This window comes from Streptomyces sp. NPDC014656, assembly GCF_043084305.1.
GTDB lineage: Bacteria > Actinomycetota > Actinomycetes > Streptomycetales > Streptomycetaceae > Streptomyces.
The window spans coordinates 124,089-143,915 of the sequence record NZ_JBIBZN010000004.1 but is presented as its reverse complement, the minus strand read 5'-3'; the positions used below and the strand labels follow the sequence as shown (position 1 = coordinate 143,915).

Annotated in this window: 17 protein-coding genes; 16 read left to right on the top strand and 1 reads right to left on the bottom strand. The window is 73.2% G+C overall.

Translation table 11 applies throughout. From position 1 onward, the window contains the following. The first annotated feature begins 228 nt into the window (after positions 1-228). Positions 229-666, top strand: a complete 438-nt coding sequence (locus tag ACF1ED_RS11375; RefSeq protein ID WP_391759012.1) for a Rieske (2Fe-2S) protein — start codon at positions 229-231, stop codon at positions 664-666. A gap of 30 nt (positions 667-696) precedes the next feature. Here the strand turns inward: ACF1ED_RS11375 and ACF1ED_RS11370 are convergent, their stop codons facing one another. Next, positions 697-1,626, bottom strand: coding sequence for a hypothetical protein (locus tag ACF1ED_RS11370; protein WP_391759010.1), 930 nt, complete (start codon positions 1,624-1,626; stop codon positions 697-699). A gap of 313 nt (positions 1,627-1,939) precedes the next feature. On the opposite strand from ACF1ED_RS11370, the gene ACF1ED_RS11365 reads away from it, so the two are divergent. The 15 genes from ACF1ED_RS11365 (at position 1,940) to ACF1ED_RS11295 (ending at position 19,805) form a co-directional block, all read left to right on the top strand. Next, positions 1,940-2,554 carry a papain-like cysteine protease family protein gene (locus tag ACF1ED_RS11365; protein ID WP_391759008.1) on the top strand — a complete coding sequence of 205 codons (615 nt, stop codon included), beginning with the start codon at positions 1,940-1,942 and terminating at the stop codon, positions 2,552-2,554. Between the two features lie 2 nt (positions 2,555-2,556). Beyond that, positions 2,557-3,393 (top strand): hypothetical protein, encoded by an 837-nt coding sequence (locus ACF1ED_RS11360; RefSeq protein ID WP_391759006.1) that lies wholly within the window; start codon positions 2,557-2,559, stop codon positions 3,391-3,393. Between the two features lie 279 nt (positions 3,394-3,672). Further along, positions 3,673-5,655, top strand: coding sequence for an excinuclease ABC subunit UvrC (uvrC, locus tag ACF1ED_RS11355; RefSeq protein ID WP_391759004.1), 1,983 nt, complete (start codon positions 3,673-3,675; stop codon positions 5,653-5,655). Beyond that, complete coding sequence (rapZ, locus tag ACF1ED_RS11350) at positions 5,652-6,632, top strand: RNase adapter RapZ (protein WP_319011115.1); 981 nt, start codon at positions 5,652-5,654, stop codon at positions 6,630-6,632. The genes uvrC and rapZ overlap by 4 nt, the downstream gene beginning before the upstream one ends. Continuing rightward, on the top strand, positions 6,629-7,669 hold the full coding sequence (yvcK, locus tag ACF1ED_RS11345) for a uridine diphosphate-N-acetylglucosamine-binding protein YvcK (RefSeq protein WP_391759002.1): 1,041 nt from the start codon (positions 6,629-6,631) through the stop codon (positions 7,667-7,669). The genes rapZ and yvcK overlap by 4 nt, the downstream gene beginning before the upstream one ends. Continuing rightward, positions 7,660-8,649 (top strand): DNA-binding protein WhiA, encoded by a 990-nt coding sequence (gene whiA / locus ACF1ED_RS11340; protein ID WP_031002759.1) that lies wholly within the window; start codon positions 7,660-7,662, stop codon positions 8,647-8,649. Before yvcK ends, whiA begins: the two co-directional genes overlap by 10 nt. 235 nt (positions 8,650-8,884) lie before the next feature. Beyond that, the gene (locus ACF1ED_RS11335) at positions 8,885-11,839 is read left to right on the top strand and encodes a M14 family zinc carboxypeptidase (RefSeq protein WP_391759000.1); all 2,955 of its coding nucleotides are present in this window, start codon (positions 8,885-8,887) and stop codon (positions 11,837-11,839) included. 223 nt (positions 11,840-12,062) lie between these two features. Continuing rightward, complete coding sequence (gap, locus tag ACF1ED_RS11330; protein ID WP_391758998.1) at positions 12,063-13,073, top strand: type I glyceraldehyde-3-phosphate dehydrogenase; 1,011 nt, start codon at positions 12,063-12,065, stop codon at positions 13,071-13,073. A gap of 117 nt (positions 13,074-13,190) precedes the next feature. Then, complete coding sequence (locus tag ACF1ED_RS11325; protein ID WP_391758996.1) at positions 13,191-14,402, top strand: phosphoglycerate kinase; 1,212 nt, start codon at positions 13,191-13,193, stop codon at positions 14,400-14,402. Positions 14,403-14,409: 7 nt separating this feature from the next. After that, complete coding sequence (gene tpiA, locus ACF1ED_RS11320) at positions 14,410-15,186, top strand: triose-phosphate isomerase (RefSeq protein ID WP_391758994.1); 777 nt, start codon at positions 14,410-14,412, stop codon at positions 15,184-15,186. Between the two features lie 105 nt (positions 15,187-15,291). Then, on the top strand, positions 15,292-15,522 hold the full coding sequence (secG, locus tag ACF1ED_RS11315; RefSeq protein WP_017238647.1) for a preprotein translocase subunit SecG: 231 nt from the start codon (positions 15,292-15,294) through the stop codon (positions 15,520-15,522). A gap of 77 nt (positions 15,523-15,599) precedes the next feature. Further along, a complete protein-coding gene (locus ACF1ED_RS11310; RefSeq protein ID WP_003957010.1) occupies positions 15,600-15,935 on the top strand; it encodes an RNA polymerase-binding protein RbpA in 336 nt (111 codons plus the stop codon). Positions 15,936-16,089: 154 nt separating this feature from the next. After that, complete coding sequence (gene pgi, locus ACF1ED_RS11305) at positions 16,090-17,754, top strand: glucose-6-phosphate isomerase (RefSeq protein ID WP_391758992.1); 1,665 nt, start codon at positions 16,090-16,092, stop codon at positions 17,752-17,754. A 3-nt stretch (positions 17,755-17,757) separates the two neighbouring features. Then, complete coding sequence (locus ACF1ED_RS11300; protein ID WP_391758990.1) at positions 17,758-18,258, top strand: PH domain-containing protein; 501 nt, start codon at positions 17,758-17,760, stop codon at positions 18,256-18,258. Beyond that, positions 18,255-19,805 carry a PH domain-containing protein gene (locus ACF1ED_RS11295; RefSeq protein WP_391758988.1) on the top strand — a complete coding sequence of 517 codons (1,551 nt, stop codon included), beginning with the start codon at positions 18,255-18,257 and terminating at the stop codon, positions 19,803-19,805. Before ACF1ED_RS11300 ends, ACF1ED_RS11295 begins: the two co-directional genes overlap by 4 nt. The last annotated feature ends 22 nt before the right edge of the window (positions 19,806-19,827 follow it).

Below are 19,827 nucleotides of genomic sequence, written 5' to 3'. Positions count from 1 at the left end.
CCTCGTCCCGGTGCTTCCGGTGCCTCCGCCGAGGCCCGAGCCCGAGGCCCGAGGCCGAGGCCGAGCCCGACTCCGGGCCCCGGTGGAGGCGGTCGCCGGGCCCGCCGGGCGTCCCCGGACCCCCGGCGCTTCCGGGCCCGTACGCCCCCCGGGCCCGGCCGAAACCGCACGAAACGGCGCGGGTATCGTCGGGGCAGACCACCGTCCCCGCCCCCGTGGAGAGCGATCATGTCCGGCCAGTCCACCCGCCGCACCGTCCTGAAGGGTGCCGCTCTCGCCGGTGCCGCCGGGCTGGGAGTCGCCGCCTGCTCCACCGACTCCAAGCTGGGTCACGCCCAGGTGCCGACGCCGACCGCGCCGGTCGCCCTCGGCTCGCCGGACGAGGTCCCGGTGGGCGGCGCCAAGCTCTTCCGCGAGCAGCGGGTGCTGGTCAGCTGCCCCGCCAAGGGCGAGTACAAGGCGTTCAGCGCCCAATGCACCCACGCCGGCTGCGTCCTCGACAAGATCGAGGACAACGAGGGCAACTGCCCCTGCCACGGCAGCCGCTTCGACGTCACCACCGGCAAGGCCCTCAAGGGCCCCGCCACCGTCCCGCTCCCCCCGGTCGAGGTCCGCGTCGAGGACGGCAAGCTGGTCGCCGGACCGAAGGCCGCGCCCTCCGCCTGAACGGGCGGTCCGTGAGCCGGCCCGCCCGGTTCACTCCCAGTCCCAGTCGATCCCCAGGATCCCGGGGCGCACCCCCTGCTCCACCAGGTGCACCGTGCGGTGCCGGCCGCCGAGCGTCAGGTCCGTCCGGCCGCCGCGCGGCGCGCCCGCCGACGCCTGGGAGAAGCGCCGGCACCGTACCGGCAGCGCCGCCTCGTCGAAGGCGACCTGGAGCACGTACTGCCCGCCCGCGAAGCTGAAGCCCCGCAGGTACTCGCCGCTCGGCCCGGCCGTCCCGTCCTCGAAGCCGTACGAGAACAGATGGGTGTCCCCGGCCCGCAGCCGCGCGTCGAAGAGCAGCTCGGCGACGACCACCCCCGTCTCCGCGTCCCCGCGCACCCGCCCCGCGCGGCAGTTCTCCACCGCCCGCACCCGCACCCGCGCCGGGTCGCAGCCCGGATCGCCGTGGTGGATGGCGAGGTAGCGGTCGACCCCGTCCCGGTGCGCGCGCACCACGTGCTGCGACTCGCGCCCCACCAGCTCCCGGCCCGGCCCGATCCGCACCCGCTCGTGGTGGCCCACCGTGTGCAGCCCGCCGTCCGCCGGTGACTCCAGCTCCGCGAACAGCTCCTCCACCGCGCCCGAGGCCTCCACCAGCGAGCGGTACGAGCGGGCCGCCGGACGCTCCACCCCCTCCCGGGCCGCCGCGTCCTCCGCGAGCAGCCGCAGCAGCGAGTTCCCCGGCAGCTGGAGCACCTCCTCCAGCGCCCGGACCGCCTTCAGCGACTCCGGCCGCTGCGGGCGCCGGGCGCCCTGCTGCCAGTAGCTCAGCGAGGTCACCCCGACCTTGACGCCCCGGTGGGCGAGGTGGTGCTGGACCCGCTGGAGCGGCAGCCCGCGCACGGCCAGCGCGGTGCGCAGCGCCAGGTGGAAGGGGCCGGTGTGCAGCAGCTGCACCAGATCGGCCTCGGTGTGGCTCACACGGGCTCCTCGGTGTCCTCGGTGTCCTCGGCGTCCTCCCCGGGCGTTCCCGGCACCGGCGGTGAACGTTCACGCCCGGGGCGCGGGCCGCCGGGGCCCGGACGGCGGGCGGGCAGGTGGGCGGCGGCCGCGCGTTCACACCCGCGCCGCACCGTTCACAGCCCGATGTCACCCCGCATTGAAGCGTGTTGACCCGCTCCCGACAACGGCCGATGCTCCAAGCGGTGTCCGGACGCCACCCCACCCCCCCCACGCACCCCCACCCCCCCCACGCACCCCCCACCCGTCCCCACCCCGCACTGGGAGGAACCCCATGCGCAGACGACCCCAGAACGGGAGGAGGAGCCTCGTGGCGTTCGCCGCCGCCGCGCTGCTCCTCGTCCCCACCGCGGCCTCGGCGTCCGCCGCGCCGGCCGCCGACACGGCTCCGGCACCCGCCGCCGCCCTCGCCGCCAAGCGCCTGAACATCACCATGCAGGCCCAGCAGAAGACCAACTGGTGCTGGGCGGCCGGCGGGAACACCATCGCCACCTGGTTCGGCCGGAACCACAGCCAGAACCAGTTCTGCAACGCCGCCTTCCAGCGGCAGCAGGGCTACGACTGCCCCAACTCGCAGGCCACCCTCGGCAACGTCCAGACCGGCCTCTCCTGGGCCGGCGTCAGCCCCGGCTCGTACGTGAACGGCTGGCTGCGCTACGCCACCGTCCAGACCGAGATCAACGCCGACCGGCCCGTCGAGACCCGCGTCCAGTGGTCGAGCGGCGGCGGCCACATGCACGTGCTGTACGGCTACGACGACGCGAACAGCTGGGTCTACTGGGGCGATCCGTGGCCTTCCAGCGATCGCTACAACTGGGCCTCCCACGCGTGGTACGTCAACAACGGGTCCTTCTCCTGGACCCACTCGCTCTACCGGATCGGGGCGTGACCATGACCACCACGGCACTCGTGACCGGAGCCGCCGCCGCGCTCCTCGCGCTCGGCGCCGCGGCCCCGGCCGCCGCGGCGGCCGGCGGCCCGCTGCCCACCGCGCCGACCGCGGAGCGGGCCGCCGCCGCGCCGGAGACGCTGGCCACCCTCGGCCGCTTCTTCGCCCGCGACGGGGCGCTGGCCCGCACCGCCGCCGCGCCCCGGATATCCGGCGCGTCCGTCCCGGTGCGGATCCTCTCCGCCGACTTCGTCGCCGGGACGGCGGGCGCGCCGGTGGCCCGCGAGGAGTTCCGGGCCGGCCTCGCCGTCGCCGCCGACGGGCGGAAGGCGTCCCTGTGGACGGTGCGGAGCCCCGCCGGCTGGCAGGTGGTGAACATCGCCACCGGCGACGACGAGTTCCGGTACGCGCGCGAAGGAGCCCGGAAACTCCCCGGCGGCCTCGTCTTCCGCGAACCGCAGATCGACGCCTGGTACGTCCAGAAGGGCGCGAGGGTGCTGCCGCTGGACGAGGACGCGGTGACGGCCGTCGGCAGGAACGGCACCACCCTCGCCGCCTACCGCGACCGGGTCACGCGCGCGTACGCCGACAAGCTCCCCGGCTCCGCGTACGCCCGCAAGGGCGCGGCGGGCGGCTACGCCCCCGGGGCGGCGCCGGCCCCCGGTGCCCGCGCCGCGGAGCGCCCGGCGCCCCGGGCCGCCGAGGCCCCCCGCCACCAGCCCGCCGCGGCCACCGCCGCCTCCACCGTGGCCGCCTTCGGCGCCGTGGCGGCCCTCGCCCTCACCGGCGCCGCCGCCCTGCGCCGCCGCGCGGCCGTCCGTCGCGACCGGGAGTCCTGACCCCGGCCCGTCACGACGGGGCCGGCCGCGACCGCCCGCGCCCCGTCGCTCCTCCCCGCCCGCGCCCCGGCCCACGAGGCCGCCGCCGGCACCGCACGGCCCGGGCCGCCCACGAGGCGCCCCGGGCCCGCCCGGACCCGTCGCGTACGGCTCCGGGAACGGCCGCCCCCGGAGCCGTACGCACCCCCTTCCGGCGCTCCCGGGCCGGGCCGCCGCGCCCCGCCCCCGGGGGTCCGCTCGGCCGCCCTCGGTGTCGGCCGGCGCCAGTAGGGTGGGCGCATGGCCGACCCCACCAGCTACCGCCCCGCGCCGGGGCAGATCCCCGACACGCCGGGCGTCTACAAGTTCCGGGACGAGCACCGGCGGGTGATCTACGTCGGGAAGGCGAAGTCGCTGAAGCAGCGGCTGGCGAACTACTTCCAGCCGCTCGCGAGCCTGCACCCGCGGACCGCCACCATGGTGACCACCGCCGCCTCCGTGGAGTGGACGGTCGTCTCGACCGAGGTCGAGGCGCTCCAGCTGGAGTACTCCTGGATCAAGGAGTACGACCCCCGGTTCAACGTGAAGTACCGGGACGACAAGAGCTACCCCTACCTCGCGGTCACGCTGGACGAGGAGTTCCCGCGCGTCCAGGTCATGCGCGGGCACAAGAAGAAGGGCGTGCGGTACTTCGGTCCGTACGCGCACGCGTGGGCGATCCGCGAGACCGTCGACCTGATGCTGCGGGTCTTCCCGGTCCGCACCTGCTCGGCGGGCGTCTTCCGGAACGCCGCCTCCGCCGGTCGGCCCTGCCTGCTCGGCTACATCGGCAAGTGCTCGGCCCCCTGCGTCGGCCGGGTCACCCCGCAGGAGCACCGCGAACTGGCCGACGACTTCTGCGACTTCATGGCCGGCCGCACCGGCACCTACATCCGCCGCCTGGAGAAGGAGATGGCGGCGGCGGCCGAGGAGATGGAGTACGAGAGGGCCGCCCGCCTCCGCGACGACGCGGAGGCGCTGCGCCGGGCCATGGAGAAGAGCGCCGTCGTCCTCGCCGACGCCACCGACGCCGACCTCATCGCCCTCGCCGAGGACGAGCTGGAGGCCGCCGTCCAGATCTTCCACGTCCGCGGCGGACGCGTCCGCGGCCAGCGCGGCTGGGTCACCGACAAGGTCGAGGCCGTCGACACCGCCGGGCTCGTCGAGCACGCCCTCCAGCAGCTGTACGGCGAGGAGACCGGCGAGGCCGTCCCCAAGGAGGTCCTGGTCCCGGCCCTGCCGGACGACGCCGGGGCCGTCACCGAGTGGCTCTCCGGCCGCCGCGGCTCCCAGGTCTCCCTGCGGATCCCGCAGCGCGGCGACAAGAAGGACCTGATGGCGACCGTCGCGCGCAACGCCCAGCAGGCCCTGGTGCTGCACAAGACCAAGCGCGCCAGCGACCTCACCACCCGCTCCCGGGCCCTGGAGGAGATCGCCGAGGCCCTGGACCTGGGGTCGGCGCCGCTGCGCATCGAGTGCTTCGACATCTCCCACCTCCAGGGCGAGGACGTCGTCGCCTCCATGGTCGTCTTCGAGGACGGGCTGCCCCGCAAGAGCGAGTACCGCCGCTTCCAGATCAAGTCCTTCGAGGGCCAGGACGACGTCCGCTCCATGCACGAGGTGATCGGCCGCCGCTTCCGGCGCTACCTCGCCGAGAAGGAGAGGACGGGGGAGTGGGGCGAGGACGGCGAGGTCGCGGTCGACGAGGACGGCGACGACGGCCGGCCCAAGCGCTTCGCCTACCCGCCGCAGCTCGTCGTCGTCGACGGCGGGCAGCCGCAGGTCGCCGCCGCCCGCCGCGCCCTGGACGAGCTCGGCATCGACGACGTCGCCGTCTGCGGCCTCGCCAAGCGCCTGGAGGAGGTCTGGCTGCCCGGCGAGGACGACCCGGTCGTGCTGCCCCGCTCCAGCGAGGGCCTGTACCTGCTCCAGCGGGTCCGTGACACGGCTCACGATTTCGCCATCCGCTACCAGCGCTCCAAGCGGACCAAGCGGCTCCGGAGCAGCCCCCTGGACGCCGTCCCCGGCCTCGGCGACACGCGCAAGCAGGCCTTGATCAAGCATTTCGGCTCGGTGAAGCGGCTGAAGCAGGCGACAATCGAGCAGATCTGTGAGGTCCCCGGCTTCGGCCGGAAGACCGCGGAGGCGGTCGCCGTGGCCCTGGCCGAGGCGGCCCCCGCCGCACCCGCCGTGAACACGGCCACAGGAGAGATCATGGAAGACGACGGGGGCACCACCGCATGACCGACCGCCACCCCGGCGACGGGCACCACACGCACGACGGGCACCACCGAGAAGACGGAGCAGGACACGTGAGTACGGGCACGAAGGAGACCGCGGGCGACAACGGCGCCGAGGCGGCCATCCCCGAGCTGGTGATCATCTCCGGCATGTCCGGAGCCGGCCGTTCCACCGCGGCGAAGTGTCTGGAGGACCTGGGCTGGTTCGTGGTCGACAACCTGCCGCCCGCGCTGATCCCCACCATGGTGGAGCTCGGCGCCCGCTCGCAGGGCAACGTCGCCCGCATCGCGGTCGTCGTCGACGTCCGCGGCCGGCAGTTCTTCGACGCCCTGCGGGAGTCCCTCGCCGACCTCGACGCCAAGCAGGTCACCCGCCGGATCGTCTTCCTGGAGTCCTCCGACGAGGCCCTGGTCCGCCGCTTCGAGTCGGTCCGCCGCCCCCACCCGCTCCAGGGCGACGGCCGCATCGTCGACGGCATCGCCGCCGAGCGCGACCTGCTGCGCGAGCTGCGCGGCGACGCCGACCTGGTCATCGACACCTCCAGCCTCAACGTCCACGAACTGCGCGCCAAGATGGACGCCCAGTTCGCCGGCGAGGAGGAGCCCGAGCTGCGGGCCACCGTCATGTCCTTCGGCTTCAAGTACGGCCTCCCGGTCGACGCCGACCTCGTCGTCGACATGCGCTTCCTGCCCAACCCGCACTGGGTCCCCGAGCTGCGCCCGTACACCGGCCTCAACGAGGAGGTGGCGAACTACGTCTACAACCAGCCCGGCGCCAAGGAGTTCCTGGACCGCTACACCGAGCTGCTCCAGCTGATCGCCGCCGGCTACCGCCGCGAGGGCAAGCGGTACGTGACCATCGCCGTCGGCTGCACCGGCGGCAAGCACCGCTCCGTCGCCACCGCCGAGAAGCTCGCCGCCCGCATCGCCGCCGAGGGCGTGGAGACGGTGGTCGTCCACCGCGACATGGGGCGCGAGTGAAGCCGTACCGCCGGCGCTCCTCCTCCACCCTCTCGGTGAAGCGGACGCTCCGCAGGCGCGGCGCCCAGCCGAAGGTCGTCGCCCTCGGCGGCGGCATGGGCCTCTCCGCCTCCCTCGCCGCGCTGCGGCGGATCACCGGCGACCTCACGGCCGTCGTCACCGTCGCCGACGACGGGGGCTCCAGCGGCCGGCTCCGCGAGGAGCTGGGCGTGCTGCCCCCCGGCGACCTGCGCAAGGCGCTCGCCGCGCTCTGCGGCGACGACGACTGGGGCCAGACCTGGGCCCGGGTCATCCAGCACCGCTTCCGGTCCAAGGGCGAGATGGGCGGCCATGCCGTCGGCAACCTGCTGATCGTCGCCCTCTGGGAGCAGCTCGGCGGCGACCCCGTGCAGGCCCTCGACCTGGTCGGCCGGCTGCTCGGCGCCCAGGGCCGGGTGCTGCCCATGTCCGCCGTGCCGCTGGAGCTCCAGGCCCTGGTCAGGGGGCACGACCCGGAGCGCCCGGACGACGTGGACACCGTGCGCGGACAGGCCACCGTGGCGCTCACCCCCGGCGAGGTGCAGTCCGTGCACCTGGTGCCGCACGACCCGCCGGCCGTGCCGGAGGCCGTCGCCGCGGTCCTCGACGCGGACTGGGTCGTCCTCGGCCCCGGCTCCTGGTTTTCCTCGGTGATCCCGCACCTGCTCGTGCCCGAACTGCTCGACGCGCTGGTCGAGACCAAGGCCCGCAAGGTGCTCTCGCTGAACCTCGCGCCCCAGCCGGGAGAAACAGAGGGCTTCTCTCCGCAGCGTCATTTGGAGGTTTTGGGACGACACGCCCCTAAACTCGCCCTGGACGTGGTGCTGGCCGACGAGGCCGCCGTGCCCGACGTGTCAGCCAGGGAACCCCTCGTCGACGCCGCCAAGCGGCTCGGCGCCGCGCTGGAGCTGGCGCCGGTGGCCCGTGCCGACGGCTCTCCGAAGCACGACCCGGAGCGCCTGGCCGCCGCGTACGACCGTATTTTTCGGATGCATGGAAGGATCGGCCCATGGCGATGACGGCAGCGGTGAAGGACGAGATCTCCCGGCTTCCCGTCACCCGGACCTGCTGCAGGAAGTCGGAGGTCTCGTCGATCCTGCGGTTCGCGGGCGGTCTGCACCTGGTGAGCGGGCGCATCGTGATCGAGGCGGAACTCGACACGGCGATGGCGGCCCGGCGGCTGAAGCGGGACATCCTGGAGATCTTCGGGCACAGCTCGGAACTGATCGTGATGGCCCCCGGCGGGCTGCGGCGCGGCTCCCGCTTCGTGGTGCGCGTGGTGGCGGGCGGCGACCAGCTGGCCCGCCAGACGGGCCTGGTCGACGGCCGGGGCCGCCCCATCCGCGGCCTCCCGCCGCAGGTGGTGTCCGGTGCCACCTGTGACGCCGAGGCGGCCTGGCGGGGCGCCTTCCTCGCCCACGGCTCGCTGACCGAGCCCGGCCGCTCCTCCTCCCTGGAGGTCACCTGCCCCGGCCCGGAGGCCGCGCTCGCCCTGGTCGGCGCCGCCCGCCGGCTCTCCATCGCGGCCAAGGCCCGCGAGGTCCGCGGTGTGGACCGGGTCGTGGTCCGCGACGGCGACGCCATCGGCGCCCTGCTCACCCGGCTCGGCGCGCACGAGTCGGTGCTGGCCTGGGAGGAGCGGCGGATGCGCCGCGAGGTCCGCGCCACCGCCAACCGGCTGGCCAACTTCGACGACGCCAACCTGCGCCGCTCGGCCCGCGCGGCAGTCGCCGCCGGAGCCCGGGTGCAGCGCGCCCTGGAGATCCTGGCCGACGAGGTGCCCGAGCACCTCGCGGCGGCCGGCCGGCTGCGCATGGAGCACAAGCAGGCCTCCCTGGAGGAGCTGGGCGCGCTCGCCGACCCGCCGCTCACCAAGGACGCGGTGGCCGGCCGGATCCGCCGGCTGCTCGCGATGGCCGACAAGCGGGCGCAGGACCTGGGCATCCCCGGCACCGAGTCGAACCTGACGGAGGAGCTGGACGAGAGCCTGGTCGGCTGAGCCCGGTCCCGGTCCGCACGGCCCCCGCCCCTCCGGGGACGGGGGCCGTTCCCGTACCGGAACCCTCTCCCGTGATGGGGGAATCCCGAACTCCGGTGCGAGGGAACGTTTCTGAGAGTTCGACAACCCCTCTGCGGACAGAGTCCGTTGCGGCGAGGCGCCCTTGACAGTCCCATGGGCGCCCATGAGCCTGGCATCCGTTCTTCCTCGTGACGGATCACACCAAGGGGGGCTCATGAGACGAAGGGCGCGGGCGGTCATCGCCGCGGCTTCACTGCTGATCGCCGGACTCGCGGCGGCACCCGCCGCCGGGGCGCGGCCGGCGGACCCGGAGGGCGGCGACGTCCTCTCCGTGTGGCGGGCCACGGTCACCGAGGAGCAGGTGCCGCTCCTCCTCGACGCCGGGGCCGACGGTCACGAACTGACCGAGCGGGTGCCCGAGGAGGGCACCGCCACCGTCGAGCTGTACCTGACCGAGGCACAGGCCGGCGCGCTGCGGAGCCAGGGCGTCACGATCGCCGCGCACGACCCGGGCCCGGCCGCCGCCAAGCGGTCGGCCGCCGCCGGCGACGGCGTCTTCCGCCCGTACGGCGGCCCCGGCGGCCTCAAGGAGGAGCTCCTCGCCACCGCCGCCGACCACCCCGGCCTCACCAAGGTCGTCTCCATCGGCAAGACCCTCAAGGGCCAGGACATCCTCGCCGTCAAGGTCGGCAAGGACGCCCGGAAGACCAGGGACGGCAGCAAGCCCGCCACCCTGTACGTCTCCAACCAGCACGCCCGCGAGTGGATCACCCCGGAGATGACGCGGCGGCTGCTCCACCACTACCTCGACAACTACGGCACCGACGAGCGGGTCACCCGGATCGTCGACTCCACCGAGCTGTGGTTCGTGCTCTCCGCCAACCCCGACGGCTACGACTTCACCCATGCCGCCCCGGCCAACCGCCAGTGGCGCAAGAACCTCCGCGACAACGACGGCGACGGCGTCATCGGGGCCGGCGACGGCGTGGACCTCAACCGGAACTTCGCCTACAAGTGGGGCTACGACGACGAGGGTTCGTCCCCCGACCCGGCCGACGAGACCTTCCGCGGCAAGGGCCCCATGTCCGAGCCGGAGACCCGCGCCCTGGACGCCTTCCAGAAGCGCATCGGCTTCTCCTACGGCGTCAACTACCACTCCGCCGCCCAGCTGCTGCTCTACGGCGTGGGCTGGCAGGTCGCCACCGACACCCCCGACGACCTCGCGCTCAAGGCGCTCGCCGGCACCCCGGAGAAATCCGCCGTCCCCGGCTACCGGCCGCAGGTCTCCTCCGAGCTGTACATCACCAACGGCGAGGCCGACGGACACGCCGCCAACGTCAACGGCATGCAGATGTTCACCCCGGAGATGTCCACCTGCGCCACCGCCTCCCGCGTCGACCCGAACGACGCCTGGGAGGTCGCCGACTGCGCCTCCGTCTTCACCTTCCCCGACGACGAGAAGCTGATCCAGGCCGAGTTCGCCAAGAACGTCCCCTTCGCGCTCGCCGTCGCCGAGTCCGCCGCCCGCCCCGACGACCCGGTCTCCCCGGTCGGCGCCGAGGCCCCGGACCTCGCCCCCGACCCCTTCGCCACCTCCTACGCCGCCGCAGGCAAGGAGCAGCCGGTCGCCGTCACCGCCCGGAAGTCGCTGCGCGCCAAGACCCTCCACTACCGGATCAACGGCGGACGCACGCACCGCGCCGGGGTCGAGGCGTGGGACGGCGGCGAGACCTACGGTGGCGAGGACAACCTGTACTACGACCAGTACCGCGGCGAGGTGCGGGGCGCCCGGCCCGGCGACTCCGTCGAGGTCTGGTTCAGCGCCCGCGGCCGCGACGGGAAGCCCACCACCACCGCCCCCTTCACCTACAAGGTGGCCGAGCGGGCCCGCGGCGACGTCCTCGTCCTCGCCGAGGAGGGCGGTACAGGCCCCGCCCCGAACGCCGCCGCCTACGTGCGGGCGCTCGCCGCGACCGGCCGGAAGGCGGCCGTCTGGGACGTCGCCACCCAGGGCGTCCCGCACGCCCTCGGCACCCTCTCCCACTTCGGCGCCGTCGTCTGGTACACCGGCGCCGAGCGCCCCTCCGGGGCCGTCCAGCTCGCCGTCCGCTCCTACCTCAACGAGGGCGGCAAGCTGCTCAACGCCGGCGAGAAGACCGGCGGGCTCACCCGGATCGGCCGGGCCGAGTCCAACGACTTCGCCCAGTACTGGCTCGGCGCCTACCACCGGGCCGGACTGAACGGCCCGGCCTCCTTCGCCGGCGCCGGCCGCCTCGCGGGCCCGCCCACCGGGCTCGCCGCCGCCGCGGGCAACCCGCTCGACAACGCCGGCGCCTACACCGTCACCTCCGACACCCTCGACCCCGAGAGGTTCCCGCAGTTCGCGTCCAGCGCCCCGGCCGGCGACTACCCCGGCCTGCGCACCCCCTTCGAACCGGCCGAGGGCACCTCCTTCGCCGCCGTCCGGCACGCCGACGACACCTGGGCCCGGCTCTCCCGGACCGTCGACCTCACCGGCACCACCGCCGCCGACGCGCCCCGGCTCGACTTCCAGGTCAGCTACGACACCGAGCCCGGCTACGACAACCTCGTCGTCGAGGCCCGCACCGCCGGCCAGGACGACTGGACCACCCTGCCCGACCGCAACGGCGGCACCTCCGCCGAACCGCCCGCCGACTGCGGCGAGGGCTACTACCTCAAGCTCCACCCCGCCCTCGGCCGCTACCTCACGCTCGGCGCGGACGGCTGCGCCCCCACCGGCACCACCGGCGCCTGGAACGCCTTCACCGGCCCCTCCAACGGCTGGTGGCAGGCCTCCGTCGACCTCGCCGCCTACGCGGGCAAGCGGGTCGAGCTCTCCCTCTCGTACGTCTCCGACCCCGGCACCGGCGAGACCGGCGCCTTCGTCGACGACGTCCGGCTCGTCACCGCGGCCGGCACCGAGCGCGAGGGCTTCGAGAGCTCGCTCGGCGCCTGGACCGTGCCCGGCGCCCCGGCAGGCAGTCCCGGCAACGCCGCCGACTGGGCCCGCTCGCCCGCCCTGTTCCACTCCGTCGCCGCCGTCACCACCCGTGACACCGTCCTCCTCGGCTTCGGCCTGGAGCACGTCGCTTCGGAGGCCGAGCGGCGGCGGCTCCTCGACCGTGCCCTCACAGCGCTCCGCCGCTGACGGAGAGTAGTGGGGACAAAGGTCCCAAGACGGCCCGTACCCGCTGGTAGGTACGGGCCGTCGGCCGTTTTCCGGTCACTTTCCGGGCTCGAACGGCTGCGCTCGATGTCACCCGGGGACGCCCGGAGGGGTAGGGTCGTAAGCGGTCGGGGACATCCCAAAAAAATCAAGATCTCGCCGGTGTGACATTTCACCCGGCGTTCTCATACGAGGAGATCGGTTCGTGACGATCCGCGTAGGCATCAACGGCTTTGGCCGTATCGGTCGCAACTACTTCCGCGCCCTTCTCGAGCAGGGCGCCGACATCGAGGTCGTGGCCGTCAACGACCTGGGCGACACCGCGACCACGGCCCACCTGCTGAAGTACGACACCATCCTGGGCCGCCTCAAGGCTGAGGTCTCCCACACCGCCGACACCATCACCGTCGACGGACACACCATCAAGGTGCTGTCCGAGCGCAACCCCGCCGACATCCCGTGGGGCGAGCTCGGCGTCGACATCGTCATCGAGTCCACCGGCATCTTCACCAAGCGCGAGGACGCCGCCAAGCACCTCGCCGGCGGCGCGAAGAAGGTCCTCATCTCGGCTCCGGCCAAGGACGAGGACATCACCATCGTGATGGGCGTCAACCAGGACAAGTACGACCCGGCGAACCACGACGTCATCTCCAACGCGTCGTGCACCACCAACTGCGTCGCCCCGATGGCCAAGGTCCTCGACGAGAACTTCGGCATCGTCCGCGGTCTCATGACCACGGTCCACGCGTACACCAACGACCAGCGCATCCTGGACTTCCCGCACAAGGACCTGCGCCGCGCCCGCGCCGCCGCGGAGAACATCATCCCGACCACGACCGGTGCCGCCAAGGCCACCGCCCTGGTCCTCCCGCAGCTCAAGGGCAAGCTGGACGGCATCGCCATGCGCGTCCCGGTCCCCACCGGATCCGCCACCGACCTGGTCGTCACCCTCGACCGCGAGGTCACCAAGGACGAGGTCAACGCCGCCTTCAAGAAGGCGGCCGAGGACGGCCCGCTCAAGGGCGTCCTCTTCTACACCGAGGACCCGATCGTCTCCTCGGACATCGTCAGCGACCCGGCGTCGTGCACCTTCGACTCCTCCCTGACCATGGTCCAGGACGGCAACTCGGTCAAGGTCCTCGGCTGGTACGACAACGAGTGGGGATACTCCAACCGTCTCGTGGACCTGACCACCTTCGTCGGCGACCAGCTCTGAGGTACTAGGGTTCAGCAGGGCAGGCTTTCGATGTGAGCAGGGCTCGGGCAGCGCGACGAAGCGCTGCGCGGGCCCTGTCTCGTGTGCTCCACCGCGTACCAAGGAGTCAGTGAACAGATGAAGACGATCGACGAGCTTCTCGGCGAGGGCGTCGAGGGCAAGCGCGTGTTCGTCCGCGCCGATCTCAACGTGCCGCTCGAAGGCACCACCATCACCGACGACGGCCGCATCCGCGCCGTCGTCCCCACGGTCAAGGCGCTCGCCGACGCCGGCGCCCGTGTCGTGGTCGCCTCCCACCTGGGCCGCCCCAAGGGCGCCCCGGACCCGGCGTTCTCCCTCGCCCCGGCCGCCGCGCGGCTCGGCGAACTGCTCGGCACCGAGGTGGCCTTCGCCACCGACACCGTCGGGGAGTCCGCCCGGGCGACCGTCGCGGGCCTGACCGACGGCAAGGTGGCCGTCATCGAGAACCTGCGCTTCAACGCCGGCGAGACCTCGAAGGACGACGCCGAGCGCGACGCCTTCGCCGGCGAGCTGGCCGCCCTCGCCGACCTCTACGTCGGCGACGGCTTCGGCGCCGTGCACCGCAAGCACGCCTCGGTCTACGACCTCCCGGGCAAGCTGCCGCACGCCGCCGGCTACCTCATCACCACCGAGGTCGGCGTCCTCAAGAAGCTGACCGAGGACGTCCGGCGGCCGTACGCGGTCGTCCTCGGCGGCGCCAAGGTCTCCGACAAGCTCGGCGTGATCGACCACCTCCTGGAGAAGGCCGACCGCATCCTCGTCGGCGGCGGCATGGCCTACACCTTCCTCAAGGCCCAGGGCCACGAGGTCGGCATCTCCCTCCTCCAGGAGGACCAGATCCCGGCCGTCCAGGAGTACCTGAAGCGGGCCGAGGACCGCGGCGTGGAGTTCGTCCTCCCCGTCGACGTCCTGGTCTCCCCGGAGTTCCCGGACCTCAAGGCCAAGGCCCCGACGAACCCCACCACGGTCGCCGCGGACGCCATCCCGGCCGACCAGGAGGGCCTGGACATCGGTCCGGAGACCCGCAAGCTGTACGCCTCGAAGCTCGCCGACGCGGCCACCGTCTTCTGGAACGGGCCGATGGGCGTTTTCGAGCACCCCGACTACGCCGAGGGCACCAAGGCTGTTGCCCAGGCCCTCGTCGACTCCCCGGCCTTCTCGGTGGTCGGCGGTGGCGACTCCGCCGCCGCCGTCCGCATCCTGGGCTTCGACGAGAACGCTTTCGGCCACATCTCGACCGGCGGCGGCGCCTCCCTCGAATACCTCGAGGGCAAGCAGCTCCCCGGCCTCGTCGCACTGGAGGACTGACCCCCTTATGACCACCCGCACCCCGCTGATGGCGGGCAACTGGAAGATGAACCTCAACCACCTGGAGGCCATCGCCCACGTCCAGAAGCTCGCCTTCACCCTCACCGACAAGGACTACGACGCCGTCGACGTCGCCGTCCTCGTCCCCTTCACCGACCTGCGCTCCGTGCAGACCCTGATCGACGGCGACAAGCTCAAGATCAAGTACGGCGCCCAGGACCTGTCGGCCCACGAGTCCGGCGCGTACACCGGCGAGATCTCCGGCGCCATGCTCGCCAAGCTGAACGTCGGCTTCGTCGCCGTCGGCCACTCCGAGCGCCGGCAGTACCACGCCGAGTCCGACGAGCTGTGCAACGCCAAGGTGAAGGCCGCCTTCGCCCACGGCATCACCCCGATCCTCTGCGTCGGCGAGGAGCTGGACGTGCGCGAGGCCGGCAACGCCGTCGCGCACACCCTCGCCCAGGTCGAGGGCGGCCTCAAGGACGTCCCGGCCGAGCAGGCCGAGACGATCGTGGTCGCCTACGAGCCCGTGTGGGCCATCGGCACCGGCAAGGTCTGCGGCGCCGGGGACGCCCAGGAGGTCTGCGGGGCGATCCGCGGCAAGCTCGCGGAGCTGTACTCGCAGGACGTCGCCGACAAGATCCGCATCCAGTACGGCGGCTCCGTCAAGGGCGGCAACGTCGCCGAGATCATGGCGCAGCCCGACATCGACGGCGCCCTGGTCGGCGGTGCCTCGCTGGACGCGGACGAGTTCGTCAAGATCGTCCGTTTCCGCGACCAGTGACGATGTAGAGCGGCGGAGGTGATCCGTCGTACCCTTGCGGGGGTCGGGCAGGCGCCCGGCCCCCGTCCCTTTTCAAGCTCCGAGGAAGTTGGTCCCGCCGTGGTTATGGGGTTCTCGATCGCCCTGATCGTCTTCAGCGGCCTGCTGATGCTGCTGGTGCTGATGCACAAGGGGAAGGGCGGCGGCCTCTCCGACATGTTCGGCGGCGGCATGCAGTCCTCCGTCGGCGGCTCCTCGGTCGCCGAGCGCAACCTCGACCGGATCACGGTCGTGGTCGGTCTGCTCTGGTTCGCCTGCATTGTGGTGCTCGGTCTGCTCATGAAGCTGGACGGGTAACTCCGCACACTGGACGCGCGTTGGGCCTTCCGTAGACTGGGGCATCTTCGAGCACCATCACGCAGGGAGTTACGACCGTGGCAAGTGGCAACGCGATCCGGGGAAGCCGGGTCGGAGCGGGGCCGATGGGTGAGGCCGAGCGGGGCGAGTCGGCGCCGCGCCTCCGCATCTCCTTCTGGTGCTCGAACGGGCACGAGACCCAGCCGAGTTTCGCGAGCGACGCGCAGGTCCCGGACACCTGGGACTGCCCGCGCTGCGGCTTCCCGGCCGGCCAGGACCGGGACAACCCGCCGGACCCCCCGCGCACCGAGCCGTACAAGACCCACCTCGCCTACGTGCGGGAGCGCCGCAGCGACGCCGACGGCGAGGCGATCCTCGCCGAGGCGCTCGCCAAGCTCCGGGGCGAGATCTGAACACCGGACGAACAGCGGCCGAAGGGCCCCGTACGCGAACCGCCTTCGCGCACGGGGCCCTTCGTCGTGTCCGGGTCCGGTGGCGCGGATCGCCCCGCGCGATCAATTAGGTTGGAGGAGCAGCGGGGCAGAAACGTACGAGAAGAAGTGGGCGATGTCCGAAATGACCACTGAAGGACGCATCAGGCTCAACCGGCTGCCCGAGTGGGCGGCCCTCGGCAAGCACCGGAAGCAGCTGGGCGGCACCCATCTGCGCGAGCTGTTCGCGGCCGACCCGGAGCGCGGCACCGGCTACACCCTGCGGGTCGGCGACCTCCACCTGGACTACTCCAAGCAGCTCGTCACCGACGAGACGCTGGAACTGCTGCGCGAGCTGGCCGTCGCCACCGACGTCGCCGGACTGCGCGACGCCATGTTCCGCGGCGAGAAGATCAACACCACCGAGGACCGGGCCGTCCTCCACACCGCGCTGCGGGCCCCCCGCGGGGCCGTGATCGAGGTCGACGGCGAGAACGTCGTCCCCGGCGTCCACGCCGTCCTCGACAAGATGGCCGGCTTCGCCGACAAGGTCCGCTCCGGCGCCTGGACCGGCCACACCGGCCGGCCGATCAGGAACATCGTCAACATCGGCATCGGCGGCTCCGACCTCGGCCCCGCCATGGCCTACGAGGTCCTGCGCGCCTACACCCAGCGGGACCTGACGTTCCGTTTCGTCTCCAACGTCGACGGCGCCGACCTCCACGAGGCCGTCCGCGACCTCGACCCGGCCGAGACCCTCTTCGTCGTCGCCTCGAAGACCTTCACCACCATCGAGACGGTCACCAACGCCACCTCCGCCCGCGACTGGCTGCTCAGCGGCCTCGGGGCCGGCCAGGAGGCCGTCGCGAAGCACTTCGTGGCGCTGTCGACCAACGCCGAGCGGGTCGAGGAGTTCGGCATCGACACGGCGAACATGTTCGAGTTCTGGGACTGGGTCGGCGGCCGCTACTCGTACGACTCCGCCATCGGCCTCTCCCTGATGATCGCCATCGGGCCGGACCACTTCCGGGAGATGCTCGACGGCTTCCACCTCGTCGACGAGCACTTCCGCACCGCCCCGCCCGAGGAGAACGCCCCGCTCCTCCTCGGCCTCCTCGGCGTCTGGTACGGCGGCTTCTTCGACGCCCAGTCGCACGCCGTCCTGCCGTACTCCCACTACCTGTCCAAGTTCACCGCCTACCTCCAGCAGCTCGACATGGAGTCCAACGGCAAGTCCGTGGACCGCCAGGGCGAGCCGGTCGACTGGCAGACCGGCCCGGTCGTCTGGGGCACCCCCGGCACCAACGGGCAGCACGCCTACTACCAGCTGATCCACCAGGGCACCAAGCTCATCCCCGCCGACTTCATCGGCTTCGCCCGGCCCGTCGACGACCTGCTGCCCGGCCTGGTCCCCCAGCACGACCTGCTGATGGCCAACTTCTTCGCGCAGACGCAGGCCCTCGCCTTCGGCAAGACGCCCGAGGAGGTACGGGCCGAGGGCGTGCCGGAGGAGCTCGTCCCGCACAAGACCTTCCGGGGCAACCACCCCACCACCACCATCCTCGCCGACGCCCTCACCCCCTCGGTGCTCGGCCAGCTGGTGGCGCTCTACGAGCACAAGGTCTTCGTCCAGGGCGCCGTCTGGAACATCGACTCCTTCGACCAGTGGGGCGTCGAGCTGGGCAAGGTCCTCGCCAAGCGGATCGAGCCCGTCCTCACCGGTGACGGGGACACCGCCGGCCTCGACAGCTCCACCGCGGCCCTCGTCGCCGCCTACCGCGCCCTGCGCGGCCGGAGCTGACCGGTGGCGGGGGAGGACGCGGTGCGGCTGCGGCCGCCCAGGAACGCGGTGGACCGCAGGGCCGTCGGCTGGTGGAGCGCCCGGTGCCTCCTCACGGCCGGCGTCCCGGCCGCCGTCCTGGCCGTGCTCGGCGTGCTGATCGACCCGGCCCGGACCTGGCTGCTCACCGCGGCCGTGGTGCTGGCCGTGCTCGGGGCGGCCTGCACCGCGTTCTTCCCCGCCTGGTGGTTCCGGGTGCACCGCTGGGAGGTCACCGACGAGGCCGTGTACGTCCGCACCGGCGCCCTGTGGCAGGAGTGGCGGATCGCCCCGATGTCCCGGATCCAGACCGTGGACACCGTACGCGGCCCGCTGGAGCAGCTCTTCGGCCTGGCCACCGTCACCGTGACCACCGCCTCCTCCAAGGGCGCGCTGCGGGCCGAGGGGCTCGACCACGAGCTGGCCGCCGAGCTCGCCGAACGGCTCACCGCGCTCACCCGGGCCACCCCCGGGGACGCCACGTGAGCACCGGGCCCGAGGGGGAGCGGCCCGGGGAGGAGTGGCGGCGCCTCGACCCGCGCACCCTCCTCGTCACCGCCGCCGTCTTCTGCGGGATCGCCGCAGGCGCCGGTGTGCCCCTCGCCGCCGGACTGGCCGGCGGACGGCCGCTGTGGCAGGCCGTCGCCTGGGTGCTCGCCGGCGCCGTCCTCCTGGTCGGCGGCGGCACCGCCGCCGACTGGGTCCGCTGCCGCCGCACCCGCTACCGGGTCGGCCCCGACCGGGTGGACCTCCACACCGGCCTGCTCCTCCTCAAGCGCCGGTCCCTGGGCCGGGACCGGATCCGCACGGTCGACCTCACCGCCAACCCGCTCCAGCGCGTCCCCGGCCTCGTCAAGGTCCGCATCGGCACCGGCGAGTCCACCGGCGGCGGCGAGTCCACCCTCGAACTCGAACTCGTCACCCGCGCCGAGGGCGAACGGCTCCGCCGCGAACTCCTCGCCCGCCCCGCCGCCCCGGAGGCCGACCCCGCCCACGACGGCACCCTCGCCGTCCTCGACCCCCGCTGGATCCGCTACGCCCCGGTCTCCTTCGTCGCCCCCGCCCTCGGCGGCGCCGCCGCCGGAGCCGTCATGCAGGTCAGCGAGTGGTTCGGCGCCCAGGCCGAGGTCATCGACTGGATAGGGGACCGCTTCCGGGAGGTCTCGCTGCCCTGGATGATCGTCGACCTGTTCCTCCTCGCCACCGCCGCCGGGGCCGTCGGCGCCCTCGGCCTCTGGGTCGAGATGTGGTGGAACCACCGGCTGGAGCGCGAACCCGGCGGCACCCTGCGGGTCCGCCGCGGCCTGTTCACCGCCCGCTCGGTCACCCTGGAGGAGCGCCGGCTGCGCGGCGTCGAACTCGTCGAGCCCCTCGGCGTCCGGCTCTGCGGAGCCGCCCGGATCGACGCCGTCGCGACCGGCCTCGCCGAGGACGACGACGAGAAGCACACCGACCTCAAGACGCTGCTGCCGGCCGCGCCCCGGGCCGTCGCCGACCGGGTCGCCGCCGAGGTGCTGCGCGAGTCCGCACCGCCCACCTCCGCCCCGCTCGCCGCCCACCCCCGCGCCGCCCGAGCCCGCAGGCTCCGGTGGGCCCTCGGCGCCGTGCTGCTCCCCGCCGCCGTCCTCGCCCTCCTCGGGGCGCTCCTCACCCCGGTGCTGCTGTACGTGGCGGCGGGCTGGACCGCGGTCCTCGCGCCGCTCGCCGCGCTCCTCGCCCGGGACGCGTACCGCTCGCTCGGACACGCCGTCAGCGGCGCCTACCTGGTGACCCGTTCGGGCACCGTGCGCCGCGCCACCGTCGCCCTCCAGCGGACCGGGATCATCGGCTGGACGGTCAAGCAGTCGTACTTCCAGCGGCGCGCCGGGATCCTCACCCTCACCGCCACCACGGCCGCGGGAGAGGGCGCCTACGACGTCCTGGACGCGGGCGAGTCCCAGGGCCTCGCGCTGGCCGACCAGGCCGTACCGGGGCTCCTCGCGCCCTTCCTCGTACCCGTGGGGACGCCGGAGGCCCGGTCCACCGAGGGGTGAACCGGGCCTCCGTACGGTCGCG

What these genes read in the sequence shown, in the direction of transcription:
- ACF1ED_RS11375 (WP_391759012.1), top strand. Translation starts at nt 229, where the DNA reads ATGTCCGGCCAGTCCACCCGCCGCACCGTCCTGAAGGGTGCCGCTCTC.
- ACF1ED_RS11365 (WP_391759008.1), top strand. Translation starts at nt 1,940, where the DNA reads ATGCGCAGACGACCCCAGAACGGGAGGAGGAGCCTCGTGGCGTTCGCC.
- ACF1ED_RS11360 (WP_391759006.1), top strand. Translation starts at nt 2,557, where the DNA reads ATGACCACCACGGCACTCGTGACCGGAGCCGCCGCCGCGCTCCTCGCG.
- uvrC (WP_391759004.1), top strand. Translation starts at nt 3,673, where the DNA reads ATGGCCGACCCCACCAGCTACCGCCCCGCGCCGGGGCAGATCCCCGAC.
- rapZ (WP_319011115.1), top strand. Translation starts at nt 5,652, where the DNA reads ATGACCGACCGCCACCCCGGCGACGGGCACCACACGCACGACGGGCAC.
- whiA (WP_031002759.1), top strand. Translation starts at nt 7,660, where the DNA reads ATGGCGATGACGGCAGCGGTGAAGGACGAGATCTCCCGGCTTCCCGTC.
- ACF1ED_RS11335 (WP_391759000.1), top strand. Translation starts at nt 8,885, where the DNA reads ATGAGACGAAGGGCGCGGGCGGTCATCGCCGCGGCTTCACTGCTGATC.
- ACF1ED_RS11325 (WP_391758996.1), top strand. Translation starts at nt 13,191, where the DNA reads ATGAAGACGATCGACGAGCTTCTCGGCGAGGGCGTCGAGGGCAAGCGC.
- tpiA (WP_391758994.1), top strand. Translation starts at nt 14,410, where the DNA reads ATGACCACCCGCACCCCGCTGATGGCGGGCAACTGGAAGATGAACCTC.
- secG (WP_017238647.1), top strand. Translation starts at nt 15,292, where the DNA reads ATGGGGTTCTCGATCGCCCTGATCGTCTTCAGCGGCCTGCTGATGCTG.
- pgi (WP_391758992.1), top strand. Translation starts at nt 16,090, where the DNA reads ATGTCCGAAATGACCACTGAAGGACGCATCAGGCTCAACCGGCTGCCC.